Annotated in this window: 28 protein-coding genes; 14 read left to right on the plus strand and 14 right to left on the minus strand. The window is 63.8% G+C overall.

Annotated features, from left to right (window positions below; genetic code table 11):
- Positions 1–2: 2 nt before the first annotated feature.
- The 3 genes from A9K66_RS11860 to A9K66_RS11870 form a co-directional block, all read right to left on the minus strand.
- On the minus strand, positions 3–194 hold the full coding sequence (locus A9K66_RS11860) for a hypothetical protein (RefSeq protein WP_067323753.1): 192 nt from the start codon (positions 192–194) through the stop codon (positions 3–5).
- Between the two features lie 88 nt (positions 195–282).
- Positions 283–1,452 (minus strand): AI-2E family transporter, encoded by a 1,170-nt coding sequence (locus tag A9K66_RS11865; RefSeq protein WP_067323755.1) that lies wholly within the window; start codon positions 1,450–1,452, stop codon positions 283–285.
- A 91-nt stretch (positions 1,453–1,543) separates the two neighbouring features.
- The gene (locus A9K66_RS11870) at positions 1,544–2,596 is read right to left on the minus strand and encodes an LLM class flavin-dependent oxidoreductase (protein ID WP_067324642.1); all 1,053 of its coding nucleotides are present in this window, start codon (positions 2,594–2,596) and stop codon (positions 1,544–1,546) included.
- A gap of 226 nt (positions 2,597–2,822) precedes the next feature.
- Here A9K66_RS11870 and A9K66_RS11875 point away from each other — a divergent pair, with 226 nt between their 5' ends.
- On the plus strand, positions 2,823–3,251 hold the full coding sequence (locus A9K66_RS11875) for a DUF6481 family protein (RefSeq protein WP_067323757.1): 429 nt from the start codon (positions 2,823–2,825) through the stop codon (positions 3,249–3,251).
- 66 nt (positions 3,252–3,317) lie between these two features.
- Here the strand turns inward: A9K66_RS11875 and sugE are convergent, their stop codons facing one another.
- Positions 3,318–3,632: a quaternary ammonium compound efflux SMR transporter SugE gene (sugE, locus tag A9K66_RS11880; protein WP_067323759.1), complete on the minus strand. Its 315-nt coding sequence runs from the start codon at positions 3,630–3,632 to the stop codon at positions 3,318–3,320.
- Positions 3,633–3,829: 197 nt separating this feature from the next.
- On the minus strand, positions 3,830–3,955 hold the full coding sequence (locus tag A9K66_RS31485) for a hypothetical protein (RefSeq protein WP_082953831.1): 126 nt from the start codon (positions 3,953–3,955) through the stop codon (positions 3,830–3,832).
- Between the two features lie 247 nt (positions 3,956–4,202).
- Here A9K66_RS31485 and A9K66_RS11885 point away from each other — a divergent pair, with 247 nt between their 5' ends.
- Both A9K66_RS11885 and A9K66_RS11890 read left to right on the plus strand, forming a co-directional pair.
- Positions 4,203–5,162 (plus strand): cation diffusion facilitator family transporter, encoded by a 960-nt coding sequence (locus A9K66_RS11885; RefSeq protein ID WP_067324644.1) that lies wholly within the window; start codon positions 4,203–4,205, stop codon positions 5,160–5,162.
- Positions 5,163–5,196: 34 nt separating this feature from the next.
- On the plus strand, positions 5,197–5,601 hold the full coding sequence (locus A9K66_RS11890; protein ID WP_067323761.1) for a GFA family protein: 405 nt from the start codon (positions 5,197–5,199) through the stop codon (positions 5,599–5,601).
- A 15-nt stretch (positions 5,602–5,616) separates the two neighbouring features.
- On the opposite strand, the gene A9K66_RS11895 is transcribed toward A9K66_RS11890, so the two are convergent.
- Positions 5,617–6,867 (minus strand): DNA recombination protein RmuC, encoded by a 1,251-nt coding sequence (locus A9K66_RS11895; protein ID WP_067323763.1) that lies wholly within the window; start codon positions 6,865–6,867, stop codon positions 5,617–5,619.
- Positions 6,868–6,970: 103 nt separating this feature from the next.
- On the opposite strand from A9K66_RS11895, the gene def reads away from it, so the two are divergent.
- The 6 genes from def to truA all read left to right on the plus strand — a co-directional run bounded on the left by def (position 6,971) and on the right by truA (position 10,891).
- Positions 6,971–7,501, plus strand: coding sequence for a peptide deformylase (gene def, locus A9K66_RS11900; protein ID WP_067323765.1), 531 nt, complete (start codon positions 6,971–6,973; stop codon positions 7,499–7,501).
- A gap of 419 nt (positions 7,502–7,920) precedes the next feature.
- Positions 7,921–8,199 (plus strand): plasmid stabilization protein, encoded by a 279-nt coding sequence (locus A9K66_RS11910; RefSeq protein ID WP_082953832.1) that lies wholly within the window; start codon positions 7,921–7,923, stop codon positions 8,197–8,199.
- On the plus strand, positions 8,196–8,621 hold the full coding sequence (locus A9K66_RS11915; protein ID WP_067323771.1) for a type II toxin-antitoxin system VapC family toxin: 426 nt from the start codon (positions 8,196–8,198) through the stop codon (positions 8,619–8,621). The genes A9K66_RS11910 and A9K66_RS11915 overlap by 4 nt, the downstream gene beginning before the upstream one ends.
- A gap of 19 nt (positions 8,622–8,640) precedes the next feature.
- Complete coding sequence (gene fmt / locus A9K66_RS11920) at positions 8,641–9,576, plus strand: methionyl-tRNA formyltransferase (RefSeq protein WP_067323773.1); 936 nt, start codon at positions 8,641–8,643, stop codon at positions 9,574–9,576.
- A complete protein-coding gene (locus A9K66_RS11925; RefSeq protein ID WP_067323775.1) occupies positions 9,573–10,079 on the plus strand; it encodes an N-acetyltransferase in 507 nt (168 codons plus the stop codon). The genes fmt and A9K66_RS11925 overlap by 4 nt, the downstream gene beginning before the upstream one ends.
- 23 nt (positions 10,080–10,102) lie before the next feature.
- Positions 10,103–10,891 carry a tRNA pseudouridine(38-40) synthase TruA gene (gene truA, locus A9K66_RS11930; protein ID WP_067323777.1) on the plus strand — a complete coding sequence of 263 codons (789 nt, stop codon included), beginning with the start codon at positions 10,103–10,105 and terminating at the stop codon, positions 10,889–10,891.
- On the opposite strand, the gene A9K66_RS11935 is transcribed toward truA, so the two are convergent.
- Positions 10,888–11,493, minus strand: a complete 606-nt coding sequence (locus A9K66_RS11935; RefSeq protein ID WP_067323778.1) for a transporter — start codon at positions 11,491–11,493, stop codon at positions 10,888–10,890. The genes truA and A9K66_RS11935 overlap by 4 nt on opposite strands.
- 2 nt (positions 11,494–11,495) lie before the next feature.
- A complete protein-coding gene (gene dapE, locus A9K66_RS11940) occupies positions 11,496–12,695 on the minus strand; it encodes a succinyl-diaminopimelate desuccinylase (protein WP_067323780.1) in 1,200 nt (399 codons plus the stop codon).
- A gap of 118 nt (positions 12,696–12,813) precedes the next feature.
- Between dapE and A9K66_RS11945 the strand changes: the two genes are divergently transcribed.
- Complete coding sequence (locus A9K66_RS11945) at positions 12,814–13,845, plus strand: 2-dehydropantoate 2-reductase (RefSeq protein ID WP_067323782.1); 1,032 nt, start codon at positions 12,814–12,816, stop codon at positions 13,843–13,845.
- Between the two features lie 146 nt (positions 13,846–13,991).
- On the opposite strand, the gene A9K66_RS11950 is transcribed toward A9K66_RS11945, so the two are convergent.
- From A9K66_RS11950 to dapD, 3 genes are all read right to left on the minus strand, one after another.
- Positions 13,992–14,369, minus strand: coding sequence for a DUF805 domain-containing protein (locus A9K66_RS11950; protein ID WP_067323784.1), 378 nt, complete (start codon positions 14,367–14,369; stop codon positions 13,992–13,994).
- The gene (locus tag A9K66_RS11955; RefSeq protein WP_067323786.1) at positions 14,362–14,724 is read right to left on the minus strand and encodes a DUF805 domain-containing protein; all 363 of its coding nucleotides are present in this window, start codon (positions 14,722–14,724) and stop codon (positions 14,362–14,364) included. The genes A9K66_RS11950 and A9K66_RS11955 overlap by 8 nt, the downstream gene beginning before the upstream one ends.
- Positions 14,725–14,794: 70 nt before the next feature.
- Positions 14,795–15,649 (minus strand): 2,3,4,5-tetrahydropyridine-2,6-dicarboxylate N-succinyltransferase, encoded by an 855-nt coding sequence (gene dapD, locus A9K66_RS11960; RefSeq protein ID WP_067323788.1) that lies wholly within the window; start codon positions 15,647–15,649, stop codon positions 14,795–14,797.
- Between the two features lie 143 nt (positions 15,650–15,792).
- Here dapD and A9K66_RS11965 point away from each other — a divergent pair, with 143 nt between their 5' ends.
- Positions 15,793–16,632, plus strand: coding sequence for an LOG family protein (locus A9K66_RS11965; RefSeq protein WP_082953833.1), 840 nt, complete (start codon positions 15,793–15,795; stop codon positions 16,630–16,632).
- Positions 16,633–16,699: 67 nt separating this feature from the next.
- Here A9K66_RS11965 and A9K66_RS11970 read toward each other — a convergent pair whose 3' ends face one another.
- On the minus strand, positions 16,700–17,407 hold the full coding sequence (locus tag A9K66_RS11970) for a pyrimidine 5'-nucleotidase (RefSeq protein WP_067003034.1): 708 nt from the start codon (positions 17,405–17,407) through the stop codon (positions 16,700–16,702).
- A 150-nt stretch (positions 17,408–17,557) separates the two neighbouring features.
- Here A9K66_RS11970 and A9K66_RS11975 point away from each other — a divergent pair, with 150 nt between their 5' ends.
- Both A9K66_RS11975 and A9K66_RS29460 read left to right on the plus strand, forming a co-directional pair.
- The gene (locus tag A9K66_RS11975) at positions 17,558–18,319 is read left to right on the plus strand and encodes a GGDEF domain-containing protein (protein ID WP_067323795.1); all 762 of its coding nucleotides are present in this window, start codon (positions 17,558–17,560) and stop codon (positions 18,317–18,319) included.
- A 25-nt stretch (positions 18,320–18,344) separates the two neighbouring features.
- Positions 18,345–18,494, plus strand: a complete 150-nt coding sequence (locus A9K66_RS29460; RefSeq protein WP_197507474.1) for a hypothetical protein — start codon at positions 18,345–18,347, stop codon at positions 18,492–18,494.
- 85 nt (positions 18,495–18,579) lie between these two features.
- On the opposite strand, the gene A9K66_RS30750 is transcribed toward A9K66_RS29460, so the two are convergent.
- Positions 18,580–18,747 carry a hypothetical protein gene (locus tag A9K66_RS30750; protein WP_164747443.1) on the minus strand — a complete coding sequence of 56 codons (168 nt, stop codon included), beginning with the start codon at positions 18,745–18,747 and terminating at the stop codon, positions 18,580–18,582.
- Between the two features lie 94 nt (positions 18,748–18,841).
- Here A9K66_RS30750 and A9K66_RS11980 point away from each other — a divergent pair, with 94 nt between their 5' ends.
- On the plus strand, positions 18,842–19,333 hold the full coding sequence (locus A9K66_RS11980; protein ID WP_067323797.1) for a MarR family transcriptional regulator: 492 nt from the start codon (positions 18,842–18,844) through the stop codon (positions 19,331–19,333).
- A gap of 159 nt (positions 19,334–19,492) precedes the next feature.
- On the opposite strand, the gene phhA is transcribed toward A9K66_RS11980, so the two are convergent.
- Positions 19,493–20,326 (minus strand): phenylalanine 4-monooxygenase, encoded by an 834-nt coding sequence (phhA, locus tag A9K66_RS11985; protein ID WP_067323799.1) that lies wholly within the window; start codon positions 20,324–20,326, stop codon positions 19,493–19,495.
- Between the last annotated feature and the right edge of the window lie 10 nt (positions 20,327–20,336).

Consider the following 20,336-nt stretch of genomic DNA (forward strand, 5'->3'; position numbering starts at 1 on the left):
GGTCAGGTCTCCACGATTTGCTTCTGCCGCAACCGGGCCTCGAATTCGGCGCGGTCGGGAATGACGATGGCGAACTGGCCGTCCAGCACGTCGGCGAGTTCGGTCGCCGAGGCGATTTCCCGCTGCTCGCTGCGGCCGCCGAGATGGTGGATAGACAGGCGGTTGTTGCGCAGCGCGAGACCGAAGTCATTCATGCAGGCGGGTCCGGTTAGACCGGACCGATATAGGCACTCGCCATGGGCGCCGCAAACAGCCGGCCGGACATGCAGATTGGGCCAGGCCTCACGCGCCGGATTTGTGGTTGTTATCGCCGGCCTCGTCGTCGATCGCCATGGTCTGCTGCGCGGCGAGGAAATTGCCGACATGGCTGAGGCCATCGAAATGGTCGCAGAACACCTTGATGACCACCAGCAGCGGCACCGCCATCAGCGCGCCGACGAAACCCCAGAGCCATGACCAGAAGGCGATGGCGATGAAGATCGCCACCGCGTTTATCTCGAGCCGCCGGCCGACCACCGTCGGGGTCACGAACTGGCCCTCGACGATGTCGCACAACAAAACGAAGGCGGGTGCCAGCAGGGCGTAGGGGATCGTATCGAAGCTGATCAGCGCGATGATCGTGACCAGCAGCAAGGTGATCAGCCCGCCGACATAGGGCAGGAAGTTGAGCAGCGCCGCGGCCGCGCCCCAGACCTGCGGGTTCGGCATCCCAAGTCCCCAAAGGCCAAGTCCGATCACCGTGCCGAGGCCGGCATTGATGGCCGCCACGGTAAGCAGGTAATGGGAAATCTCGTGCTCGACGTCATAGACGATGCGCAGCGCGCGCTTCTTGTCGCTGAGGTGGGCGAAGGACTGGACGATCTTCTCGTAGAACAAGGTGCCGGAGGCGAGCAGGAACAGCGACAGCACGAAGACGAGGGTGATGCTCGTGCCGGCTCCCAGAATGTTGCTGGCCGCCGTCGACAGGATGCCGGACGGCGCCAGCGCGACCTTCTGCACACCCGGTTCCTGCGATGTCTCGGTCAGGGCCTGCAGTTGACGCGAGAGATCCATGACCCTCTCCAGCGGACGCTTGAACGGCGCCAGCCGCTCGGTGAGTTGCTCGCCGATCGAGTAGCTGTTGTTGATGAGGTCGATGACCGGGCCGCTGAGCAGGTAACCGGCGCTGGCGAAGACGAAGAGGGACAGCAACACCAGCAGCGTCGCGGAGGCGACTTCTGGGATGCCGCGCTTGCGCAGGAAGCGCACGATCGGGGTCAGCGTCAGCGCCAGCAGGAAGGCGAGGATCACCGGCATGAAGAAGGCGCTGGCGAAGTAAAGCGCGGCGATCGTTATCAGCACGAAGATGCCGATCAGCAGCAATCGAATCAGGCGCAATTCGGCGCGGGCGCTGGCGCGCTCGTCCGGGCTTTCGGCAACGTTCGAACCCGAAGCGCTCGTTTCGACCTTCATCCGTTCCCTCGCGATCCCCGAGGAAAACGTACGCGCCGCCGCCAAGGTTCCTTAGCCGGCGGTGAGGGCGCGTCTTGCCGGGCAGGCGTCCTCAGGCGACGGGCGCCGGCGCGGCCTTCGCCGTTTCCTTGCGCACGACCGGCGCCACCTTGGTGCCGTAGAGCTCGATCGCCTTCATGACCTTGGCATGCGGCATGGTGCCGATCGCCATCTGCAACAGGAAGCGGTCGTTGCCGAAGATCTTGTGCTGGGCGACGATCTTTTGCGCCACCTGTTCGGGATCGCCGACGAACAGCGCGCCGTTCGGCCCGCGCGCCTGATCGAAATGCGCCCGCGAGGTCGGCCCCCAGCCGCGCTCACGGCCGATGCGGTTCATCACCTCGGCTTGCGGTGCGTAGAAATCGTCGGCCGCCTTCTCGGTCGTCTCGCCGACGAAGCCATGCACGTTCAAGCTGGTCGCGAGCGAGGCGGGATCGTTGCCGGCGCGCCTTGCCGCCTCGCGATAGATCTCGAACAGCGGCGCGAAGCGGGCCGGCTCGCCGCCGATGATGGCAAGCGCCAGCGGCAGGCCGAGCGCGCCGGCACGGGCGGCGGACTGCGGCGTCCCGCCAATGGCGATCCAGATCGGCAGCTTGTCCCGGAAAGGTCGGGGATAGACGCCGCGGCCGTTGATCGGCGCGCGCAGCTTGCCCTGCCACGTCACCTTCACCTGCTCGCGGATGGCAAGCAGGAGATCGAGCTTCTCGGCGAAGAGCTCGTCATAGTCCTCGAGATTGTAACCGAACAGCGGAAACGATTCGATGAAGGAGCCGCGCCCGGCCATGATCTCGGCGCGGCCCCCGGACAGAAGGTCGAGCGTCGCGAACTGCTGGAAGACCCGCACCGGATCGTCGGAAGAAAGCACCGTGACCGCGCTGGTGAGCTTGATCCGCTTCGTCCGCTCCGCGGCCGCGGCCAGCGCCACGACCGGCGCTGAGGCCGCATAGTCGGGGCGATGGTGTTCGCCGAGGCCGAACACGTCGAGACCGACCTGGTCGGCCAGCTCGACCTCCTCGATCAGGTTGCGCAGCCGTTCGTGCGGGCCGATGGCGCCGGGGCCCGGCTCCGGGCTGACATCCGCGAAAGTGTAGAGGCCAAGTTCCATTTTCATGCATCCTGATGCGCCGCTTGGGCGTTGATTGTTGGCGCTAGAGGTAGCGACCGGCCCCCAGAGCCGCCAGAGGCGCGATTTGTGAACAGTGCATCGCGCCGCGACGACGTATCCCGACGGCAACAGCCCAGATTTTCATGGCTGGCATACCGTTTTGGCGCTTGAACTCACCGCTTTCGCGCGTATGTAAGCGTCGCGAATTGACTTCAGGGAAGTGGACTTGGCTATTTACAGGGAAAAAGACATATTCGAGCGGCGCAACGCCGCGAACGAGGCAAAGAAGGCGCTCCTGGAGCGCTTCAAGTCAAAGCCGGCGGCGGACGATCCAGCGGTTCTGGCGCGTCAGGCGGAACGCAAGGCGATCCTTGAGGCCCGTGCTATCCGCGAGGCCGAAAAGGCCCGGTTGAAGCAGGAAAAGCTGGCGCGCGAAGCGGCCGAGAAGGCTGAACGCGAGGCAGCGGCCGAAGCAGCCCGTATTGCTGCCGAAGAGGCGGCGGCTGCCGAGGCCAAGATCCGCGAAGCCGAGGAAACCGAACGCATCGCCCGCCTGCTCGCCGAGGAGGCCGAACGCAAGGCCAAGCGCGATGCGCGCTACGCCGCCCGCAAGGCGCGCGTCGGTCGCACGCCTCCTGGCTTCTCGGCCCGCTAGGTTCGAGTTCGTTCGAAAAATGAATCAGGGTCGCCAGGAGCGGGCCCTGAACGCGTTCGTGCTGCATCAGCCGACGAGCTTCAGCCCGACGAGGCCGCAGACGATCAGGCCGATGCAGGCAAGCCGCACTGCGGTCGCCGGCTCGCCGAGCAGCCAGATGCCGAGCAAGGCCGTGCCGACAGTGCCGATGCCGGTCCATACCGCATAGGCCGTGCCGACGGGCAATGTCTTCAACGCAAGCCCGAGCAGGCCAAGGCTGACGATCATCGAGACGATCGTGAGCACGGTCGGCAGCGGCTTCGAGAAACCATCGGTATATTTGAGGCCGATCGCCCAGCCGATCTCGAACAGGCCGGCGAAGAAAAGGAAGATCCAGGACATCGCGAACGCTCCATCGATCGAGCATCGAATGCTCGACGTTTGACGTGGCGGGTCGTCCCGGCCGGATTTCGGGGAAGCGAGGTCGTCCTCGCGGTACCGATATAGTGAGTTCTGTACCCCGATCAACAAAACACCGGCAGCATTCGGCATGCCGCCGGTTCAAATCCGCATCGAGACGGATCGGCCGCGCTGACGGCCTACTTCTCCTTGATGCGCATCGCCTTGACCGGCGGCGCCTTCGGAGCCGGGGCCGCGGCCGGTTTCTTGGCGTCCTTTTTCGGCTTGCGGGGTTCCTTGCCCGCCTTCATCGCACCTTTCGCCATGCTTCGCTCCTCCGATTTGTGGGCAGCACAAGTGAAACAAGAGAAGCGCCCGACCGCAAGAGGCCGCTTGCAGCTTCGAAAGCCGGCTTGCGCTATGTCAACCGTTTTCCCTTCATCCCGCGACCTCGGGATCGATCAGGCAACAGAAATGCATAGGGGCATCTGAACCTCGGAGCGGCTGGCGCATTGTCGGTGGAGCTTTGGGCGGCGGCCGCTGAGCTCCCACTTGGAAGAGGATCGGAAGCGCATGGCAGGGCATAGCGGCTCGAAAAGAGTGATCTACGCCGCGCTCGCCGGCAATGTTGCGATCGCCCTGACCAAATTCGCCGCAGCATTCTTCACAGGCTCTTCAGCCATGCTGTCGGAGGGCGTGCATTCGCTGGTCGACACCGGCAATGGCGCGCTGCTGCTTTACGGCATGCGCCGTGCCGCGCGCCCGCCCGACCGCACGCATCCGCTCGGCCATGGGCGCGAACTCTATTTCTGGAGCTTAATCGTCGCGCTTCTGGTTTTCGCGCTGGGTGCCGGCGTTTCCTTCTATGAGGGCGTGATCCACATCATGGCGCCCGAGCCGATCGTCAACGCCAAGGTCAATTACATCGTGCTTGGTCTTTCTTTTCTGTTCGAAGGCAGTTCCTGGCTGGTGGCGCTGAAGGAGTTCCGCCAGCAAAAGGGCAAGCAGGGCTGGTTTCAGGCGGTGCGCCGCAGCAAGGACCCCAGCGTCTACACCGTGCTGTTCGAGGACAGCGCGGCGCTGCTCGGCCTCGTCGTCGCCTTCGCGGGCATCCTTACGTCTGAACTTCTGGCGATCCCCGAGCTCGACGGCGCCGGCTCGATCGGCATCGCCGTCATCCTGGGCGCCACCGCCATCTTCCTGGCGCGCGAGAGCAAGGGCCTGCTCATCGGCGAGCCTGCTTCGCCCGAGGTGCAACGCAAGGTTCTGGCGATCGCAGACCAGGATCCGGCCGTGCAGCGGGCGAACGGCATACTGAGCGTCCATATCGGCCCGGAGGAGATCGTCGCAGGCCTAAGCATCGAATTCGAGGATCATCTCACCGCGCCCGAGATCGAAACCTGCGTTGAACGCCTGGAGTCGCGACTGAAAAAGGACATGCCCGAAATCACCAGGCTGTTCGTCAAGCCGCAGGCGACTGGCACATGGGAGCGCAGGCGTAAGGCTATCGCCGGGGGCTCCGAAGAAGACTAGATTTGAGAGAAGCAATCTTTTGGGAGCAAGCCGAATGAGAATCGACGGCGGGTGTCATTGCGGCGCCATCACCTACGAAGCGGAGGTCGATCCCGAAAAGACCTCGATCTGCCATTGCACCGATTGCCAGCAACTGACGGGAACGGCCTTTCGCGTGACGGTGGGCGCGCCAGAAGAGGATTACCGGATTACCAAGGGCACGCCGAAGGTCTACATCAAGACCGGATCCAGCGGCGCCAAGCGCGCGCAGGGGTTTTGCGGCGAATGCGGATCGCATCTCTATGCGACGTCGGTCGGCGATGGACCGAAAATCTACGGCATTAGGGTGGGCACGGCGCGCCAGCGCGACCAACTGGTGCCGAGAAGGCAGGTCTGGCACCGCTCGGCGTTGCACTGGCTGCCGGAAATCGAAGGCATCACGACCATCGAGGAGCAGTAACGGAGTTACGGCAGCTCAGTCGTCGCCTTCGACGACGCGCAGCCTGAGCTGACCCGTCTTGGAATCGGCCACGCGTGGGCCCGCCTCCACCTTGGCAGGACCGCGTGGCGGTTCGGGTTCGCCTTCGGCGAACTCCAGCGCCTCGATCTTCTGCCCGCGTTTGGTGACCTTCGTCGTCGAGACGAGGATGTCGTCGATATCCCTGGCCGCCTGGCCGAAATGCGTCTGCAGCCGGCGCACGCGCTCGTCGACTCGCGCCACGTCCTCCATCAGGCGGATGACCTCGCCCTGGATCAGATGCGCCTGCTCGCGCATGCGCGCGTCCTTCAGGATCGCCTGGATGACCTGGATCGACAGCATCAGCAAGGACGGCGAGACGATGACGACGCGGGCGCGGTGCGCCTTCTGCACCACGGCCTCGAAATTCTCGTGAATCTCGGCGAACACCGATTCCGAGGGCACGAACATGAAGGCGGTGTCCTGCGTCTCGCCCTGGATCAGGTATTTTTCCGCGATATCGCGGATATGCACCTCGATGTCGCGCCGGAACGCCTGCGCCGCCGCCTTCTGCAAGTCGGCGGCTTCGGCGGCACGAATGGCATTCCAGGCCTCCAGCGGAAACTTGGCGTCGATGGCGAGCATCGGCGCGCCGTTCGGCATCCGCACCAGGCAGTCGGGCCGGCTGCCGTTGGAAAGGCTCGCCTGGAACTCGTAGGCGCCGTGCGGCAGGCCGTCGGCAATGATTGCCTCCATGCGCGACTGGCCGAAGGCGCCGCGAGTCTGCTTGTTGGAGAGGATCGCCTGCAACTGCACGACCTGTCCGGCTAAAGACTGGATGTTGCCCTGCGCCGTGTCGATCACCGCCAGCCGCTCCTGCAGCTTGGCCAGGCTCTCATGCGTCGACTTGGTCTGCTCGGCCATGGTCTGGCCAAGGCGGCCGGTCATGGCGTCGAGCCGCTGTCCGAGCGATTGGGTGAGCTCGGCCTGCCTGGCGCCGAACACTTCGGCGATCGCGCCCATGCGACCCTGCATCTCGGCCTGCGCCTGAAGAATGTCCGCCATCCTGGCCTCGGTGTCGCGGGCATGGTCGGCCGCTTCGGCCGCCGCTGCCGCGCGCGCCTTTCCCGCGCGCCACAACGCGATGACGAGCGCCAGGAACAGCGCCAGCAGCAGCAGCGCTCCGAAGCCAAGCGCCTCGCCGAGCCTGATTGTGGTGGCGCCGAGCCGCGCGACGGGCTGCGAAAGGATCGAGGTCATGTCGTTCATTTGGGCAGCATAACCGATTCGCTCTGCTGGCACAGATCAAAACGTGAACAAGTCAAAGCCGCCCCGGTTGACGCTTTTCCATCGACGTCTTAGGTGAGACGCCATGTCGATCAAGCCGCTCATCATCCTTCCCGATCCAATCCTGCGCCAGGTTTCCAAACCGGTCGAGCGCGTCGACGGTGACTTGCGCAAGCTCACCGACGACATGCTGGAAACCATGTATGACGCGCCGGGAATCGGGCTGGCGGCGATCCAGGTCGGCGAGCCGCGGCGTTTGCTGGTCATCGACCTCGCCAAGGAAGGCGAGCCGCCGGCGCCGCATGTCTTCATCAATCCGGAAATCCTCGAAAGCTCCGACGAGCGCTCGGTCTATGAGGAAGGCTGCCTGTCGATCCCTGACTACTATGCCGAGGTCGAGCGTCCCGCGGCGGTGCGGGTGAAATATCTCGACCGCGAGGGCAAGCTGCAGGAGATGCAGGCCGAAGGCCTGATGGCGACGTGCCTGCAGCACGAGATCGACCATCTTAACGGCGTGCTGTTCATCGACCATATCTCGAAGCTGAAGCGCGACATGGTGGTCAGGAAGTTCAAGAAGCTCGCCAAGGACAAGGCGCCGGGCAAGATGGCGGGCTGAACCTCATTCGAGCATTCCACGCAGGATCCAGTCTTTCCCGACTTCGATGGCTTTGGAACCCAACTCAAACGCAAGCGCGCGAGACTTTGGCGAGAATATCAAAACCACGACTAATGCCACTGCAAAAAGCGGCGTGAGGTAGACAGCTAATGCCCGCTCACGTCGTTTGGACAACTCGCCCTTCGTAGATTCCTCATCGAGCGATTTGAACCTGGCGTACGACACGCCCCAAATGTCTTTTGACGAGTCTTCATATGAATGGCTCCGAAGGGGCAAGAGGCCCGAATCATATGAGGAAAGCATTCGAACTTAGTTCCCGAAGAGTCTTCAGCGCCGCGCAAACCCGTGCTGGGTATGATTGAGCAAATCGCTTAACCATGATATCATGATATCAATTTGGAGGTTTAGCCTTGAGCGATATGCTAATCAGAAATGTACCAGAACCCCTAAAGCGCGAAATTGAGCAAGCCGCTCGAAAAGTCGGCCAGAGCCTATCGGGCAAAGCCATCGATCTTTTGTGGAAGGGCATGAGTGTGGAAAAGGAAAGAAGGCTAGAGCCAAACTTCTCAGCATGGGAGAGTATCCGCTCTGCATTCGCAAACGAAAGCGCAATTGACAACGAGTTTGCTGAGACAATGGCTGAAATCGAAGCTGCGAGGAAACAGGACTTTGGCCCCTTGGTCGAGGGTTTCGATTGATTATTCTCGACACCAACGTCGTTTCCGAAGCAAGCAGGATCACACCTGATCCGAACGTGGTCGAATGGTTTCGCAAACAGGATCTGCTCAATCTTTACCTGTGCGGCCCGGTCGTCATGGAACAATCTTTCGGCGCCGAGAGATTTCTGAATAAGACCGGCTCTGATCGGCACGTTCGTGCTCTCGACCATCTGATCTCGAAGCAGTTTTCGGGTCGCATCGTTGACTTTGCTGGCTCGGTACCTCGCCTTACCGGCAAGCTTCGGGCAATGCGGGAAAATCTCGGTCGTCCGGTCAGTCTTTCCGATGCCATGATTGCGGCTATCTGTCTGGCCCATGACGCTACGCTTGCGACACGCAATGTTCGCGACTTCGACGAGCTTGGCCTGAAGCTCGTGAACCCGTTTGAAGCGGACGCCTGAACATAGCATGGCAGGAGAAATGCCCCTTCGCGTCATCTTTATGGGCACGCCGGAGTTTTCCGTGCCGACGCTCAGCGCCATCGCCGAGGCCGGCCACGAGATTGCCGCCGTCTATACGCAGCCGCCGCGCGCCGCCGGCCGGCGCGGGTTGGAATTGACGCCCTCGCCCGTGCAGCGCGAGGCGGAACGGCTCGGGCTCGAGGTGCGCACGCCGACATCGCTCAAGGCAGAGACCGAGCAGCAGGCCTTTGCCGGTTTGCGGGCCGATGTCGCCGTGGTCGTCGCCTATGGCCTCCTTCTGCCGAAACCCGTTCTTGAGGCCACCAGGCTCGGGTGCCTCAACGGCCATGCCTCACTTTTGCCGCGTTGGCGCGGTGCTGCTCCCATACAGCGCGCCATCATGGCCGGCGATGTCGAAACCGGCATGATGGTGATGCGCATGGAAGAGGGGCTGGACACCGGCCCGGTGGCATTGGTTGAAAAATGCGCCATTGGTCCCGATATGACCGCCGGGGAATTGCATGACCTCCTCATGGCTCGAGGCGCCTCGCTGATGGTGGATGCGCTCGCACAGTTGGGGATAAATTGTCTGACATTTGCCCCGCAGGCGACGGAAGGGGTGACCTATGCGCGAAAGATCGATAAATCGGAGACACGCGTAGACTGGACGCGGCCTGCCGGCGAAGTCCACAATCACATTCGCGGCCTCTCGCCCTTTCCGGGCGCGTGGTGCGAGGTCGAAATTGGTGGCCGCGTGGAGCGGCTGAAACTGCTTCGCTCGACGCTTTCCAACGGCGTCGGCGAGTCGGGAGGTATTCTCGATGATCGGCTGACGGTCGCCTGCGGGTCAGGCGCGGTGCGGCTGGTCGAAGTTCAACGGGCGGGTGGAAGGCCCGCCGCCGCGCAGGAGTTTTTGCGCGGGGCCAAGATCGAAAAAGGAACGAAACTCCAATGAGCATGATGTCGATACGTGCGGCGACGCCGCGGGATCGCGAGGCGATCCGCCTCGTCGAAGAGCATGCCTTCGGCCAGCAGGCGGAGGCCGGCCTGGTCGATGCGCTGGTCACCGGCGGCGACGCCGTCGTCGAGCTGGTTGCGGAAGAAGATGGCCAGGTCGTCGGCCACATCCTGTTTTCCAGGCTTTTTGTGCAGAACGGCGGCAAGCGCTTCGCGGCCGTGGCGCTGGCGCCGCTGGCCGTCGAGCCGTCCTTCCACGGCACCGGCATCGGCGGCGCGCTGATCCGCGAGGCGCATGTCCGCCTGAAGGAAGCCGGCGAGGCTTTGGCGGTGGTGCTCGGCGATCCGGCCTATTACGGCCGCTTCGGCTACACCCACGCCCGCGCCGAGAAATTCGAGAGCGAATACCAGGGCGAGGCGCTGCAGGCGCTGGCCTGGGGCGACGCGCCCGAGGCCGGCAGACTGCTATACGCTTCGGCCTTCACCGCGCTGGCCGCCTAGGCGAGCGCGAACGCAGAGCTGGCATGCCGCGTTTTCGACTCGATATCGAATATGACGGCAGCCGATTCGCCGGCTGGCAGCATCAGGCGGACCAGCTTTCGGTGCAGCAGGCGATCGAGCAGGCGATCGAAAAGTTCTGCGGCGAAGAGGTGCGAATACGTGCCGCCGGCCGCACCGATGCCGGCGTGCACGCGACCGCCCAGGTGGCCCATGTGGATCTGGCCAGGGACTGGGCGGGCGACAAGGTGCGCGACGCCGTCAACGCCCATCTGCAGGCAGCCGGCGCGCGCATCGCCATCCTCAAGGCTGCCGTCGTCGCCAACGATTTCGATGCGCGGTTTTCGGCCACCGGCCGCCATTATCTCTATCGCATCCTCAACCGCCGCGCCCCGTCGGCGCTTGAAAAGGGCAAGGTCTGGTGGGTACCGAAACGGCTCGATGCCGAGGCCATGCACGAGGCGGCGAAGGTGCTGCTCGGGCGGCACGATTTCACCACCTTCCGCTCCACCCAGTGCCAGGCCGAAAGCCCGGTGCGCACGCTTGACCGTCTCGATGTCACCCGCGCCGGAGATCTCATTGATGTGCGAACCTCGGCGCGCTCCTTCCTGCACAACCAGGTGCGCTCGATGGTCGGCTCACTGCGCAGGGTGGGCGACGGCTCCTGGAGCGCCGCCGATCTCAAGGCAGCGCTCGAAGCGCGCAACCGGGCAGCCTGCGGACAGGTAGCGCCGCCCGACGGCCTGTTCTTGGTCGGGGTGGATTATCCGGCGACGGCTGACAAACCCGCCGCGGCAGAGGACGCGGAGACCTAGCCCCTCGCGCCGTCCGGAATGTCGATGCCGAGCAGCGCCTGCAGCCCGAACAAGACGAGCAGCGAGGCGACGAACATGCCGACAAACACCGCGGTGCCGGCAGCCGCGCCCTTGCCGATCGTCGCGTTGGTCATGCGCCAGGTCAGCACCATCGACAGCGCGAACAGAAGCAGCGAGACCAGGCCGCTGACCTCGTCGGTCGAGGGCAGGAACAGCCTCAGCAGCGCCGACGGCAGCATCAGCCAGGCGATGATCGCGGAGGCCCAGTTGGAGGCGACGACGTAGTGGACGAAGCGGCCGCCGATGCCGGCGCGCGGCGCGACCAGCGCAAGCGCCACCAGCGGCAGCACCCAGGAACCGATGTCGACGGTTGCCAGCCGGAGCAGCATGCCGAGCCGCCCGGCGAACGCATTCGGATCGCCTATCTCATTGGCGATGCCGACCCAGCCGACGATCAGCGCCGGCGCCGCCACGACGATGGCGAAGAAGGAATTCCAAAAACCGTCCGCAGACAGATCGAGCATGCGCAGGCCGTCGGCCCTGCCGAGCATCAGCCGCCAGGCGCCGGCCAGCGAAGCAAAGGTTTCGTCCGTTGAGAGCATGGTCACGTCAGACCTTGTCCGAACCAGTCCTCGATAAAGCGCTCGTATATCCCTGTCAGCGTCTCGAGATCGGCGACCGCCACGCGCTCGTCGACCATGTGCATGGTCTTGCCGACCAGCCCGAACTCGACCACCGGGCAAAAATCCTTGATGAAACGCGCATCCGAAGTGCCGCCGGAGGTGGAGAGCGAAGGCCTCTTGCCGACCACCGCGGCCACGGAACCGCTCAGCGTCTCGATCAGCTTTTCGTCGCGGGTAAGGAAGACATGGCTCGGCCGGTCGCGCCAGACAAGCTCGTAGTCGACGGCGGTCTTCTTGCCCGGCCGATATTTCTTGCGGCCCGCCGCCTGGTCGAGCCGGTTGTGGATCTCGGCCTGGACGGTCTCGGCATCCCAAGTGTCGTTGAAGCGGATGTTGAACGTGGCGGTGGCCTTGGCCGGGATGACATTGGTCGCCGGGTTGCCGACGTCGATCGACGTCACTTCCAGATTGGTCGGCTGGAAATCCTTTGTTCCCCTGTCGAACACCGGATGGAGCAGCGCGTCGACAAGGCTCATAAGCCCGCGCACCGGGTTGTCGGCAAGTTGCGGATAGGCGGCGTGGCCCTGACGGCCATTGACGATGACGCTGCCGGAGACCGAGCCGCGCCGGCCGATCTTGATCATATCGCCAAGCGCATCCGGATTGGTCGGCTCGCCGACGATCGAGGCGTCCCATTTCTCGCCCTTGGCGGCAGCCCAGTCGAGCAGCTTCACCGTGCCGTTGATGGCCGGCCCTTCCTCGTCGCCGGTGATCAGCAGCGAGACCGAGCCTTTCGGGCCGCCATTGTTCTCGATGTGGCGCGCCACCGCGGCGATGAAGCAGGCGATGCCGCCTTTCATGTCGACGGCGCCGCGGCCATACATCTCGCCATTGGCGATCTCGGCGGCAAAGGGCGGATGCGTCCACGCCGCCTCGTCGCCGACCGGCACCACGTCGGTATGGCCGGCAAACATCAGATGTGGGCCGTTGCCGGAGCGGCGCGCATAGAGATTTTCGATGTTCGGCGTGCCATATTCCGAGAATATCGGCCGCTCTACGGCGAAGCCGAGTGGCTTCAGCATGTCTTCCAAGGTCTGCAGCGCGCCGCCTTCGGCGGGCGTCACGGAAGGGCAGCGGATCAGGGCGGCAAGGTTCTGGGCAGGGTCGGTCGGCAATTTCATGGGCAAAGCGATAGTCGAAAGCGGCAGGCCTGTCACGGTGGCAGATGTTCGCCGAGCAAGCCGCCGACAATATGGTTGTCGTGTCGTATAGTCGCGCGGGCCAGGACGGGATGATCGCATGGCCAAAGAAGGAAAGACGATCTCGATAGCCGGCGCCGGCAGCATCGGCTGCTATGTCGGCGGCTGCCTAGCGCTCGCCGGGCGTAAGGTCGTCTTCCTTGGCCGCGGCCGCATTGTGGAGGCGTTGCGCAACGGGCTGCGGATCAGCGATCTTGACGGCCGCGACAGACGCATCGGGCCTGAGACGCTGGCGGTCAGCGACGATCCGGCGCTGGCGCTGCGCAACGCGGATATCGTTCTGGTCACCGTAAAGAGCGGCGCGACCGAGGAGATGGCGGCGCTTGTTGCGGCTCATGCCCGCCCCGATGCCATTGTGATCAGCCTGCAGAATGGCGTCGACAATCCGGACAAACTGCGTGGAGCGCTTCCCGCGCATCGCGTGCTTGCCGGTATGGTTGCGTTCAACGTCGTGCAATCGCCGGATGGCGAGACGCCGTTCAGCGTCCGCCGCGCCAGCGACGGCATGGTCATCATCGAGAATACTGAGCCCGGCCTTTCAGCACTGCTCAATGTCGAAGGACTTGGGGTCGAAACCCATGCCGACATGAGGGCGGTGCAGTGGAGCAAACTGCTGATGAACCTCAACAATGCGCTGGTCGCGCTCTCCGATCTGCCGCTGGCGACCGAATTGGCGGACCGCGGCTGGCGCGTCATTCTGGCGGACCAGATCGACGAGGCGCTGGCCGCAATGAAAGCTTGTCGTATCGAGCCGGCGCGCATCGCTGGGCCGCCCCCATGGCTGCTGCCGAAAGTGCTGCGGCTTCCGGACTGGCTGTTCGGAATCCTGGCCCGGCGGCTGCTGGCGATCGACCCCAAGGCGCGCTCCTCGATGTGGGACGATCTCCATCGTCGTCGGCCGACCGAGGTCGACGAATTGCAGGGAGCGATACTGCGGCTCGCGCAAAAGACCGGAGTGCCGGCGCCTGTGACGAAGCGCATCATGGCGCTGGTGCGTCAGGCGGAAGCGGACAGGCGCGGTCCGCCCGGATTGACGCCCGACGAGGTCAGCCGCGGTCCTCGATCAGCGTGATATTTGCGCGACAGGTTCGAGCTCAAATTCTCGGTCTCGTTGACGCCAAGGATGGCGACATCGTCGACCGATTACATCACGCGTTATCTCTGTGATTTAGAGCCGGATCAGATTTGAGGTCGAAACGACCTAAAAATCATCCGGCGCTAGCGGTCGGCCGGCGCATTCGTGCGGCTGCCGTAGCGATTGGATCCGGGCTGTCCCGGAAACAGGCAGAGCACCAGGAAGGCAACGATCGACACGACGGGAACGAACAGCACCAGCGCCGCGATGCCCGGCTTGTCGAAGTCGTGCAGCCGCTTCACTGCCAGCACGACGTTCGACCACAACGAGGCGAGGAACGTGAGGAAGAAGACGAACGACCACATGTTGCTCTCGGCCGAACCTTCCGGCACCAGCGTGAAGCGATAAAGCGGAAAGGCCTGGACGATAGCAACCAGCAATCCGCCGAGAAAATAAGCCGCGCGGCTGACGCGGCCCGAGGTTTTGAAGAAGAGCCAGATGAAGTCTGCTTTTTCAGGCAAGCGGGTCCGGTCCGTATTGATTGGCGCCCCTGGTGCCTTCGAGCATGCCCAGTTCGATGAGCAGCCAGATGCCGCCGATGATGGGTATAAGGCCGATCAGTGTCCACCAGCCCGACTTGTTACGGTCGTGCCAGCGTTTGGCATAGAGAGCAATCGCGAAATAGATCGATGCCAGCGCGACCAGGATGCCGAGGATGCCGATCTGGTCGCCGCCGGCGGTGGTGAAACGTGTGCCGAGGATCGAGTCGAGAATGAACGCAATGATGGCGATGACGATGAATATGCCGATGCCGGCCCAGAACTTGGCCCGGTTGATGCGGCCGTCGAAACTCGTCAGCAGATACTTCCAGTCCATGACGCCCCTCCGTTGAACCAGCGCGACGGAATGTCGCGCCGGCGGAGGGTGCGTCTGTTCGCGGGAAAGATCAATCGCGCAGCAATTCGTTGATCGACGTCTTGGAGCGGGTCCTGGCGTCGACGCGCTTGACGATGACGGCGCAGTAGAGGCTCGGGCCCGGCTCGCCATTTGGCAGCGGCTTGCCCGGCAGCGAGCCGGCGACGACCACCGAATTTGCCGGCACTTCACCGTAGAAGACCTCGCCGGTGGCGCGGTCGACGATCTTGGTCGACTGGCCGATGAACACGCCCATGCCGAGCACCGAGCCTTCGCGCACGATGCAGCCTTCGACCACCTCGGAGCGCGCGCCGATGAAGCAATTGTCCTCGATGATGGTCGGACCGGCCTGCATCGGCTCCAGCACGCCGCCAATGCCGACGCCGCCGGAGAGATGCACGTTCTTGCCGATCTGGGCGCAAGAGCCGACCGAGGCCCAGGTGTCGACCATGGTGCCTGTATCGACATAGGCGCCGACATTGACGAAGGACGGCATCAGCACCGCGCCCGGGGCAACATAGGCCGAGCGGCGCACGACCGAGGACGGCACGGCGCGGAAGCCGGCCTTCTCGAAATCGACCGCGCCCCAGCCCTCGAACTTCGACGGCACCTTGTCCCACCATACCGAGTGGCCCGGGCCGCCCTTGATGATCTCCATCGGGTTCAGCCGGAAGGAGAGCAGCACCGCCTTCTTCAGCCACTGGTTGACCAGCCACTTGCCGTCGTCCTGCCGCTCGGCGACCCGAACCACGCCGCGGTCGAGCAAGTCGAGCGCCGACTGGATGGCGTCGCGCGTTTCGCCGCGGGTCGCGGTCGAAATCGTATCGCGCTCCTCGAAGGCCTTTTCGATGGTCTTTTCGAGGCTCGCCAGATCGGGCTTCGACATGAATTTGCTCCATTACAAAGCTGTTAAGGCCTGCGCCTTAACCTGTTTTGAAATCGCGCGGACCCTATGTGAAGCCTTAATGGGGGTCAATCGCGACTGCGTCACGGGACGGCGCAAGTAAAGGAATTAGGACGGTGGATTCGATGACACCCATGGAAAAGGCGGGCTGGACGCCGCTGCCCCATTCGGACGAGGATCTCGAGCGGTCGAAAAGCGTGCCGGACACGCCGCAGACGCGGGCCGAAACCTATCGCCTGGCCTGGAACGATCCCGACTTCATGACGCGGCGCGAATTGCGTCCGGTGCGCCTGCAGCTCGAGCTCTTGAAGCCGGAGATGATCCTTGCCGAGCGCGGCATCCGCTCGACCGTCATCCTGTTCGGCGGGGCGCGGCTTCCCGAGCCGGGCGGCGCCGCCTGGGCCGCCAAGAACGAGACGCAGAAGAAGAACCTCGAGCTGAACAGCAAATATTACGAAGAGGCGCGCAAGTTCGCCCGGCTGTGCTCGCAGCAGTCGGCCACGTCCTACTATCGCGAATTCGTCGTCGTCACCGGCGGCGGACCGGGAGTCATGGAGGCGGGCAATCGCGGCGCCGACGATGTTGGCGCGCCGTCGATCGGCTTGAACATCGTGCTGCCGCACGAGCAGGCGCCGAACGCCTATGTGACGCCCGAGCTCTGCTTCAACTTCCACTATTTCGCAATCCGCAAGATGCATTTCGTCATGCGCGCCAAGGCGGTCGCCGTGTTTCCGGGCGGCTTCGGCACGATGGACGAATTCTTCGAGACGCTGACGCTGATCCAGACCGGGCGCATGGAGCGCGTGCCGGTGATCCTGTTCGGCAAGGCGTTCTGGCAACGGGCGATCGACCTCGACTTCCTTGCCGAGCAAGGCACGATCTCGCCCGGCGACCAGGACATCATCGATTTCGTCGACACCGCCGACGAAGCCTGGGACATCGTTCGCCGCTTCTACAGCCTCTGAGTGCGCGCTCGTCGTTACCGCAATGACCAACGAGTTCTGACGACGGCGCCGGCAATCTGGAGTTGGGTCAGCCCGGGACCTCGACGATTGCCGTCAGGAAGCCGGCGAGGTCGTCGGTGACGAAATCCACGTCGTCCTCATTCGCCGGGTCGCGCTCCCAGATCTCGGAGAAAGTCGGCTCGAAATTGCGCGGCACGACCAGCACCGTCGTCATGCCGAGCGATTTCGGCACAGAGAGGTTGCGCGCCAGGTCCTCGAACATCACCGCGTTGTGGCCGGTCACGGAATGCAGCTCGGCGAACCGCTCATAGGTCTGGCGGGCCGGCTTGGGGTTGAGACCCGCCGCGACGATGTCGAAGATGTCGTCGAAATGATCCAATACGCCGAGCTGGCGCGCGGCGCGCTCGGCATGCTTGCGGTCCCCATTGGTGAAAATGAACTTGCGGCCCGGCAATTGGCGGATCGCGGCACCGAGCACCGGATCGGGCACCAGCCAGGAATAGTCGATGTCGTGCACCTTCTCGAGGAAGTCGTCGGGGTCGATGCCGTGGCGCGCCATCAGCCCGTTCAGCGTCGTGCCGTACTCCAGGTAGAGCTCTTTCTGCAGCTTGCGCGCCTCCTCGCGCGAGAGCGTCAGCAGCTCGCCGACATAGGCAGTCATCTTCACGTCGATCTGCGCGAACAGGTTCGAGTGATGCGGATAGAGCGTGTTGTCGAGGTCGAATACCCAATCCGTGACATGGGCAAAACGGGCGGGCTCGGGTGTCGTCGTCATGGCCTCCTTATGGCATGCGGACGCGGAGTTTATCCACAACTTCCGCGCGTCTTGCGTCGTGAAAATGGCGCCTCGCTTCAAATTTTAATCGTCCCGGAAAGGTCACCTTCAGCGCTTGCTGGCACAGAGGCAGTCCGTTGGGAGACAGCGATGAGTCGCATAATCTTGAAGTCCGCAGTCGTCGCGTTCGCTTCGGTCGCTGTCTCGCTCTTGTTGACGCTGGTTGTGGTCCCGGCCATGGGCTTTCCGATCAGCCGCACCGTCTGGCTTACGGCCACGGTTTGCCCTTTGATTCTCGCCTGGATCGCTAGCGTCGGCACCTTCTGGCAAAGCGACCGGCTGAAAAATGCGCATCGCGAGCTTGCCCGCGCGCATGCTCAGCTCGCCGCGGCCCACAGACGCCTGTCGGAGAAGGCAAGCCGCGACGACATGACCGGCATGCTCAACCGCGAGACCTTCTTCGCCGCGCTCGACGGTTCCCGGCGCAAGGCCGATCGCGGCGCCCTGCTGATCATCGATGCCGACCACTTCAAGACCATCAACGACAATTACGGTCACCTGACCGGCGACGATGCGCTGCTTCTGATCGCCGGCGCCATCGAGCGCGGCGTGCGCAGCGGCGATGTGCTCGGCCGAATCGGCGGCGAGGAGTTCGCCGCCTTCCTGGTTGGCGCCACCGAACCGGAAGCAAGGCGCGTGGCCGAGCGCATCCGCCGCGAGGTCGAACTGATCCGCTTTCGCCCTGTCGACGAGCGGACCGTGCCTTTGACGGTCTCGATCGGCGGCATCACCTGTGGCGAGAGCGCCACCGTGTCGGAGCTGATGCGCGCCGCCGACCGCAGGCTCTACGAGGCCAAGCATCGCGGCCGCAACCTGTCCGTTCTTGATCGCGATCTTTCGGAAGCCGCCTGAGGGCTTGCGGCTCTTCGGCACGACCATGGCGCGGAAGAATCTCGGCCGCGTGCGCATCGCCAACTGGATCGGCAAAGGCGGCGATTATCCGACGAATGAGGAGACGGCGGGCCATCACGATATGGGCGGCACCCGCATGGTACCTGCCGGCTGGGCGTCCACCTCAGGAAGGTGATCACAGTCTGAACTCCCGACAGGCGGGCGGCGCCGGCGCCTGCAATGGCAACCGGCGCCGCCCTGGCGCGCCTTTGGGGGTGGATCTACAGTCCGTAAACGGCGACCCGCACCAGCACGGCCGCGGCGGCAAGTGCCACCAGCAGGATGCCGAGGCCGATGGGCGAGCCCCAGCCATACCATTCCATGGCCAGCTTGGCGTACCTGTACTCCTCCTCATGCGAGAGAGGGGGGCGCTGTTGAATCAAGCTCATTGTTCACTCCTGTCGGCGACTTTGCCCTTGCTTCGCAAAGGGTGGCATCGCATATTGATACGATAATCTGAATGTTAGACGACTTGATAGTTAGATGATCGAACTAAATTCGTCAAGCATGAATCGTGCTGAGATGACGGCGGCCGTCAGCCGTGCCGTCATGCGCTGGCAGGACGCGACGCAAGCCTATGACGAGGCGGTCGGGGAGCGGCTTGGGCTGATCGCGGCCGAGCGGCATTGTCTGAGCTTGCTCTATGCGGGGCCGCAATCGGCCAGCGCCGTGGCGGCGGCGACGGGGCTGACGCCGGCAGCGGTGACGGCCTTGATCGACCGCCTTGAGGCGCGTGGGCTCGTTACCCGAACCCGCAGCCTGGAAGACAGGCGCAAGGTGGTGATCGAGGCGACCGACCTGACCAGAGAACTTTCGGAGCGCTACTATGGCGCCATCGCGCGCGAGGGCGAGAAAGTGATGGCGGCTTTCAGCGACGCCGAGTTGGCGACCGTGCTGCGCTTCATCGACGCCGCGCTGGAGCTGCAAAGCGAGCGGTTGGCGAGGCTCAAGGCCGAGCCGGCTTCGGCCGGCTGATGCCCGAGGGACCGGACACTGGCGGCTTGCTTCCGCAAACCCAGAGCGGCTCAGTCGCCTTTTAGCCACCGAACCGCTCTGACGGCCGGCTGGGCGAAAGCCGGACCCCGAAGCGCGCCGCACCGAACGATTTCGGGCTCGCGCATTTTGGTTCAATGCCTAGACCGTGGCGGGGTCGAGCGCCGGCTGACCCTTGAACCGCGAGACGATCCCGGCGAGGTCGTCGCCGGCGAATGCATCGCGCAATGCGTCGAAGGACGGCAGCACGAAGTAGGCGCGCTGGAACTTGTCGATCTCGTAGCCGGTGCGCATCACCGTCTCCAGGTCGAACGGCACATGATGGGCGTCCTTGCTTTCGACCGCGAATTGCAGCTCGGTGAAAGACGACATCAGTCCTGCGCCGAAAGCCTTTACCGGCTGGCCGGCTTCCTGGATGAGGCCGTATTCGGCGCTGTACCAGTAGAGCCGGGTGATCATCTCGTCGCCGCCCAGCGCGATCATGTCCTCGGCCTTCTCACCATACATCTGCATGAAATCGGCGAACACCGGCTGCGTCAGGATCGGCACATGCCCGAAGAAGTCATGGAACATGTCCGGCTCGACGATGTAGTCGAGTTCCTGCCTGGTCCGCAGCCAATTGGTGACCGGGAAACGGCGGTTCGCGAGATGGTCGAAGAAGGGGCCGGCGGGGATCAGCCCGGGCACCGCCACGATTTCCCAGCCCGTGAGCTTGCGCAATTTCTCGCTGATGGAGTCGAAATCCGGAATCTTGTCGAGCAGCCCGAGCGTCGCGACGCCGTCGAGATAGGAACGGTGCGCCAGCCTCTGCGTCAGCTTCGTCTGGCGATCGCAGAGCGTGCGCCACACTGCCTGCTCGTCGGCGGAATAGTCATAATCCTGAGCCACTGTGAAGTCGGCGCGGCACACCGAATAGTCGCCGCGAAGGCCTTGCGCCGCGCACTCGCGGGCATAGTCGGCAACGCTGATCGTCATTTCTTCCTCC

The sequence above is a fragment of the Mesorhizobium sp. AA23 genome, assembly GCF_001672435.1.
Taxonomy (GTDB): domain Bacteria; phylum Pseudomonadota; class Alphaproteobacteria; order Rhizobiales; family Rhizobiaceae; genus Mesorhizobium.

Coding starts and splice junctions, on each gene's coding strand:
- A9K66_RS11860 (WP_067323753.1), bottom strand. CDS start 194: ATGAATGACTTCGGTCTCGCGCTGCGCAACAACCGCCTGTCTATCCAC.
- A9K66_RS11865 (WP_067323755.1), bottom strand. CDS start 1,452: ATGAAGGTCGAAACGAGCGCTTCGGGTTCGAACGTTGCCGAAAGCCCG.
- A9K66_RS11870 (WP_067324642.1), bottom strand. CDS start 2,596: ATGGAACTTGGCCTCTACACTTTCGCGGATGTCAGCCCGGAGCCGGGC.
- sugE (WP_067323759.1), bottom strand. CDS start 3,632: ATGTCCTGGATCTTCCTTTTCTTCGCCGGCCTGTTCGAGATCGGCTGG.
- A9K66_RS31485 (WP_082953831.1), bottom strand. CDS start 3,955: ATGGCGAAAGGTGCGATGAAGGCGGGCAAGGAACCCCGCAAGCCGAAA.
- A9K66_RS11885 (WP_067324644.1), top strand. CDS start 4,203: ATGGCAGGGCATAGCGGCTCGAAAAGAGTGATCTACGCCGCGCTCGCC.
- A9K66_RS11890 (WP_067323761.1), top strand. CDS start 5,197: ATGAGAATCGACGGCGGGTGTCATTGCGGCGCCATCACCTACGAAGCG.
- A9K66_RS11895 (WP_067323763.1), bottom strand. CDS start 6,867: ATGAACGACATGACCTCGATCCTTTCGCAGCCCGTCGCGCGGCTCGGC.
- def (WP_067323765.1), top strand. CDS start 6,971: ATGTCGATCAAGCCGCTCATCATCCTTCCCGATCCAATCCTGCGCCAG.
- A9K66_RS11910 (WP_082953832.1), top strand. CDS start 7,921: ATGCTAATCAGAAATGTACCAGAACCCCTAAAGCGCGAAATTGAGCAA.
- fmt (WP_067323773.1), top strand. CDS start 8,641: ATGCCCCTTCGCGTCATCTTTATGGGCACGCCGGAGTTTTCCGTGCCG.
- A9K66_RS11925 (WP_067323775.1), top strand. CDS start 9,573: ATGAGCATGATGTCGATACGTGCGGCGACGCCGCGGGATCGCGAGGCG.
- truA (WP_067323777.1), top strand. CDS start 10,103: ATGCCGCGTTTTCGACTCGATATCGAATATGACGGCAGCCGATTCGCC.
- A9K66_RS11935 (WP_067323778.1), bottom strand. CDS start 11,493: ATGCTCTCAACGGACGAAACCTTTGCTTCGCTGGCCGGCGCCTGGCGG.
- dapE (WP_067323780.1), bottom strand. CDS start 12,695: ATGAAATTGCCGACCGACCCTGCCCAGAACCTTGCCGCCCTGATCCGC.
- A9K66_RS11945 (WP_067323782.1), top strand. CDS start 12,814: ATGGCCAAAGAAGGAAAGACGATCTCGATAGCCGGCGCCGGCAGCATC.
- A9K66_RS11955 (WP_067323786.1), bottom strand. CDS start 14,724: ATGGACTGGAAGTATCTGCTGACGAGTTTCGACGGCCGCATCAACCGG.
- dapD (WP_067323788.1), bottom strand. CDS start 15,649: ATGTCGAAGCCCGATCTGGCGAGCCTCGAAAAGACCATCGAAAAGGCC.
- A9K66_RS11965 (WP_082953833.1), top strand. CDS start 15,793: ATGACACCCATGGAAAAGGCGGGCTGGACGCCGCTGCCCCATTCGGAC.
- A9K66_RS11970 (WP_067003034.1), bottom strand. CDS start 17,407: ATGACGACGACACCCGAGCCCGCCCGTTTTGCCCATGTCACGGATTGG.
- A9K66_RS11975 (WP_067323795.1), top strand. CDS start 17,558: ATGAGTCGCATAATCTTGAAGTCCGCAGTCGTCGCGTTCGCTTCGGTC.
- A9K66_RS29460 (WP_197507474.1), top strand. CDS start 18,345: ATGGCGCGGAAGAATCTCGGCCGCGTGCGCATCGCCAACTGGATCGGC.
- A9K66_RS30750 (WP_164747443.1), bottom strand. CDS start 18,747: ATGAGCTTGATTCAACAGCGCCCCCCTCTCTCGCATGAGGAGGAGTAC.
- A9K66_RS11980 (WP_067323797.1), top strand. CDS start 18,842: ATGATCGAACTAAATTCGTCAAGCATGAATCGTGCTGAGATGACGGCG.
- phhA (WP_067323799.1), bottom strand. CDS start 20,326: ATGACGATCAGCGTTGCCGACTATGCCCGCGAGTGCGCGGCGCAAGGC.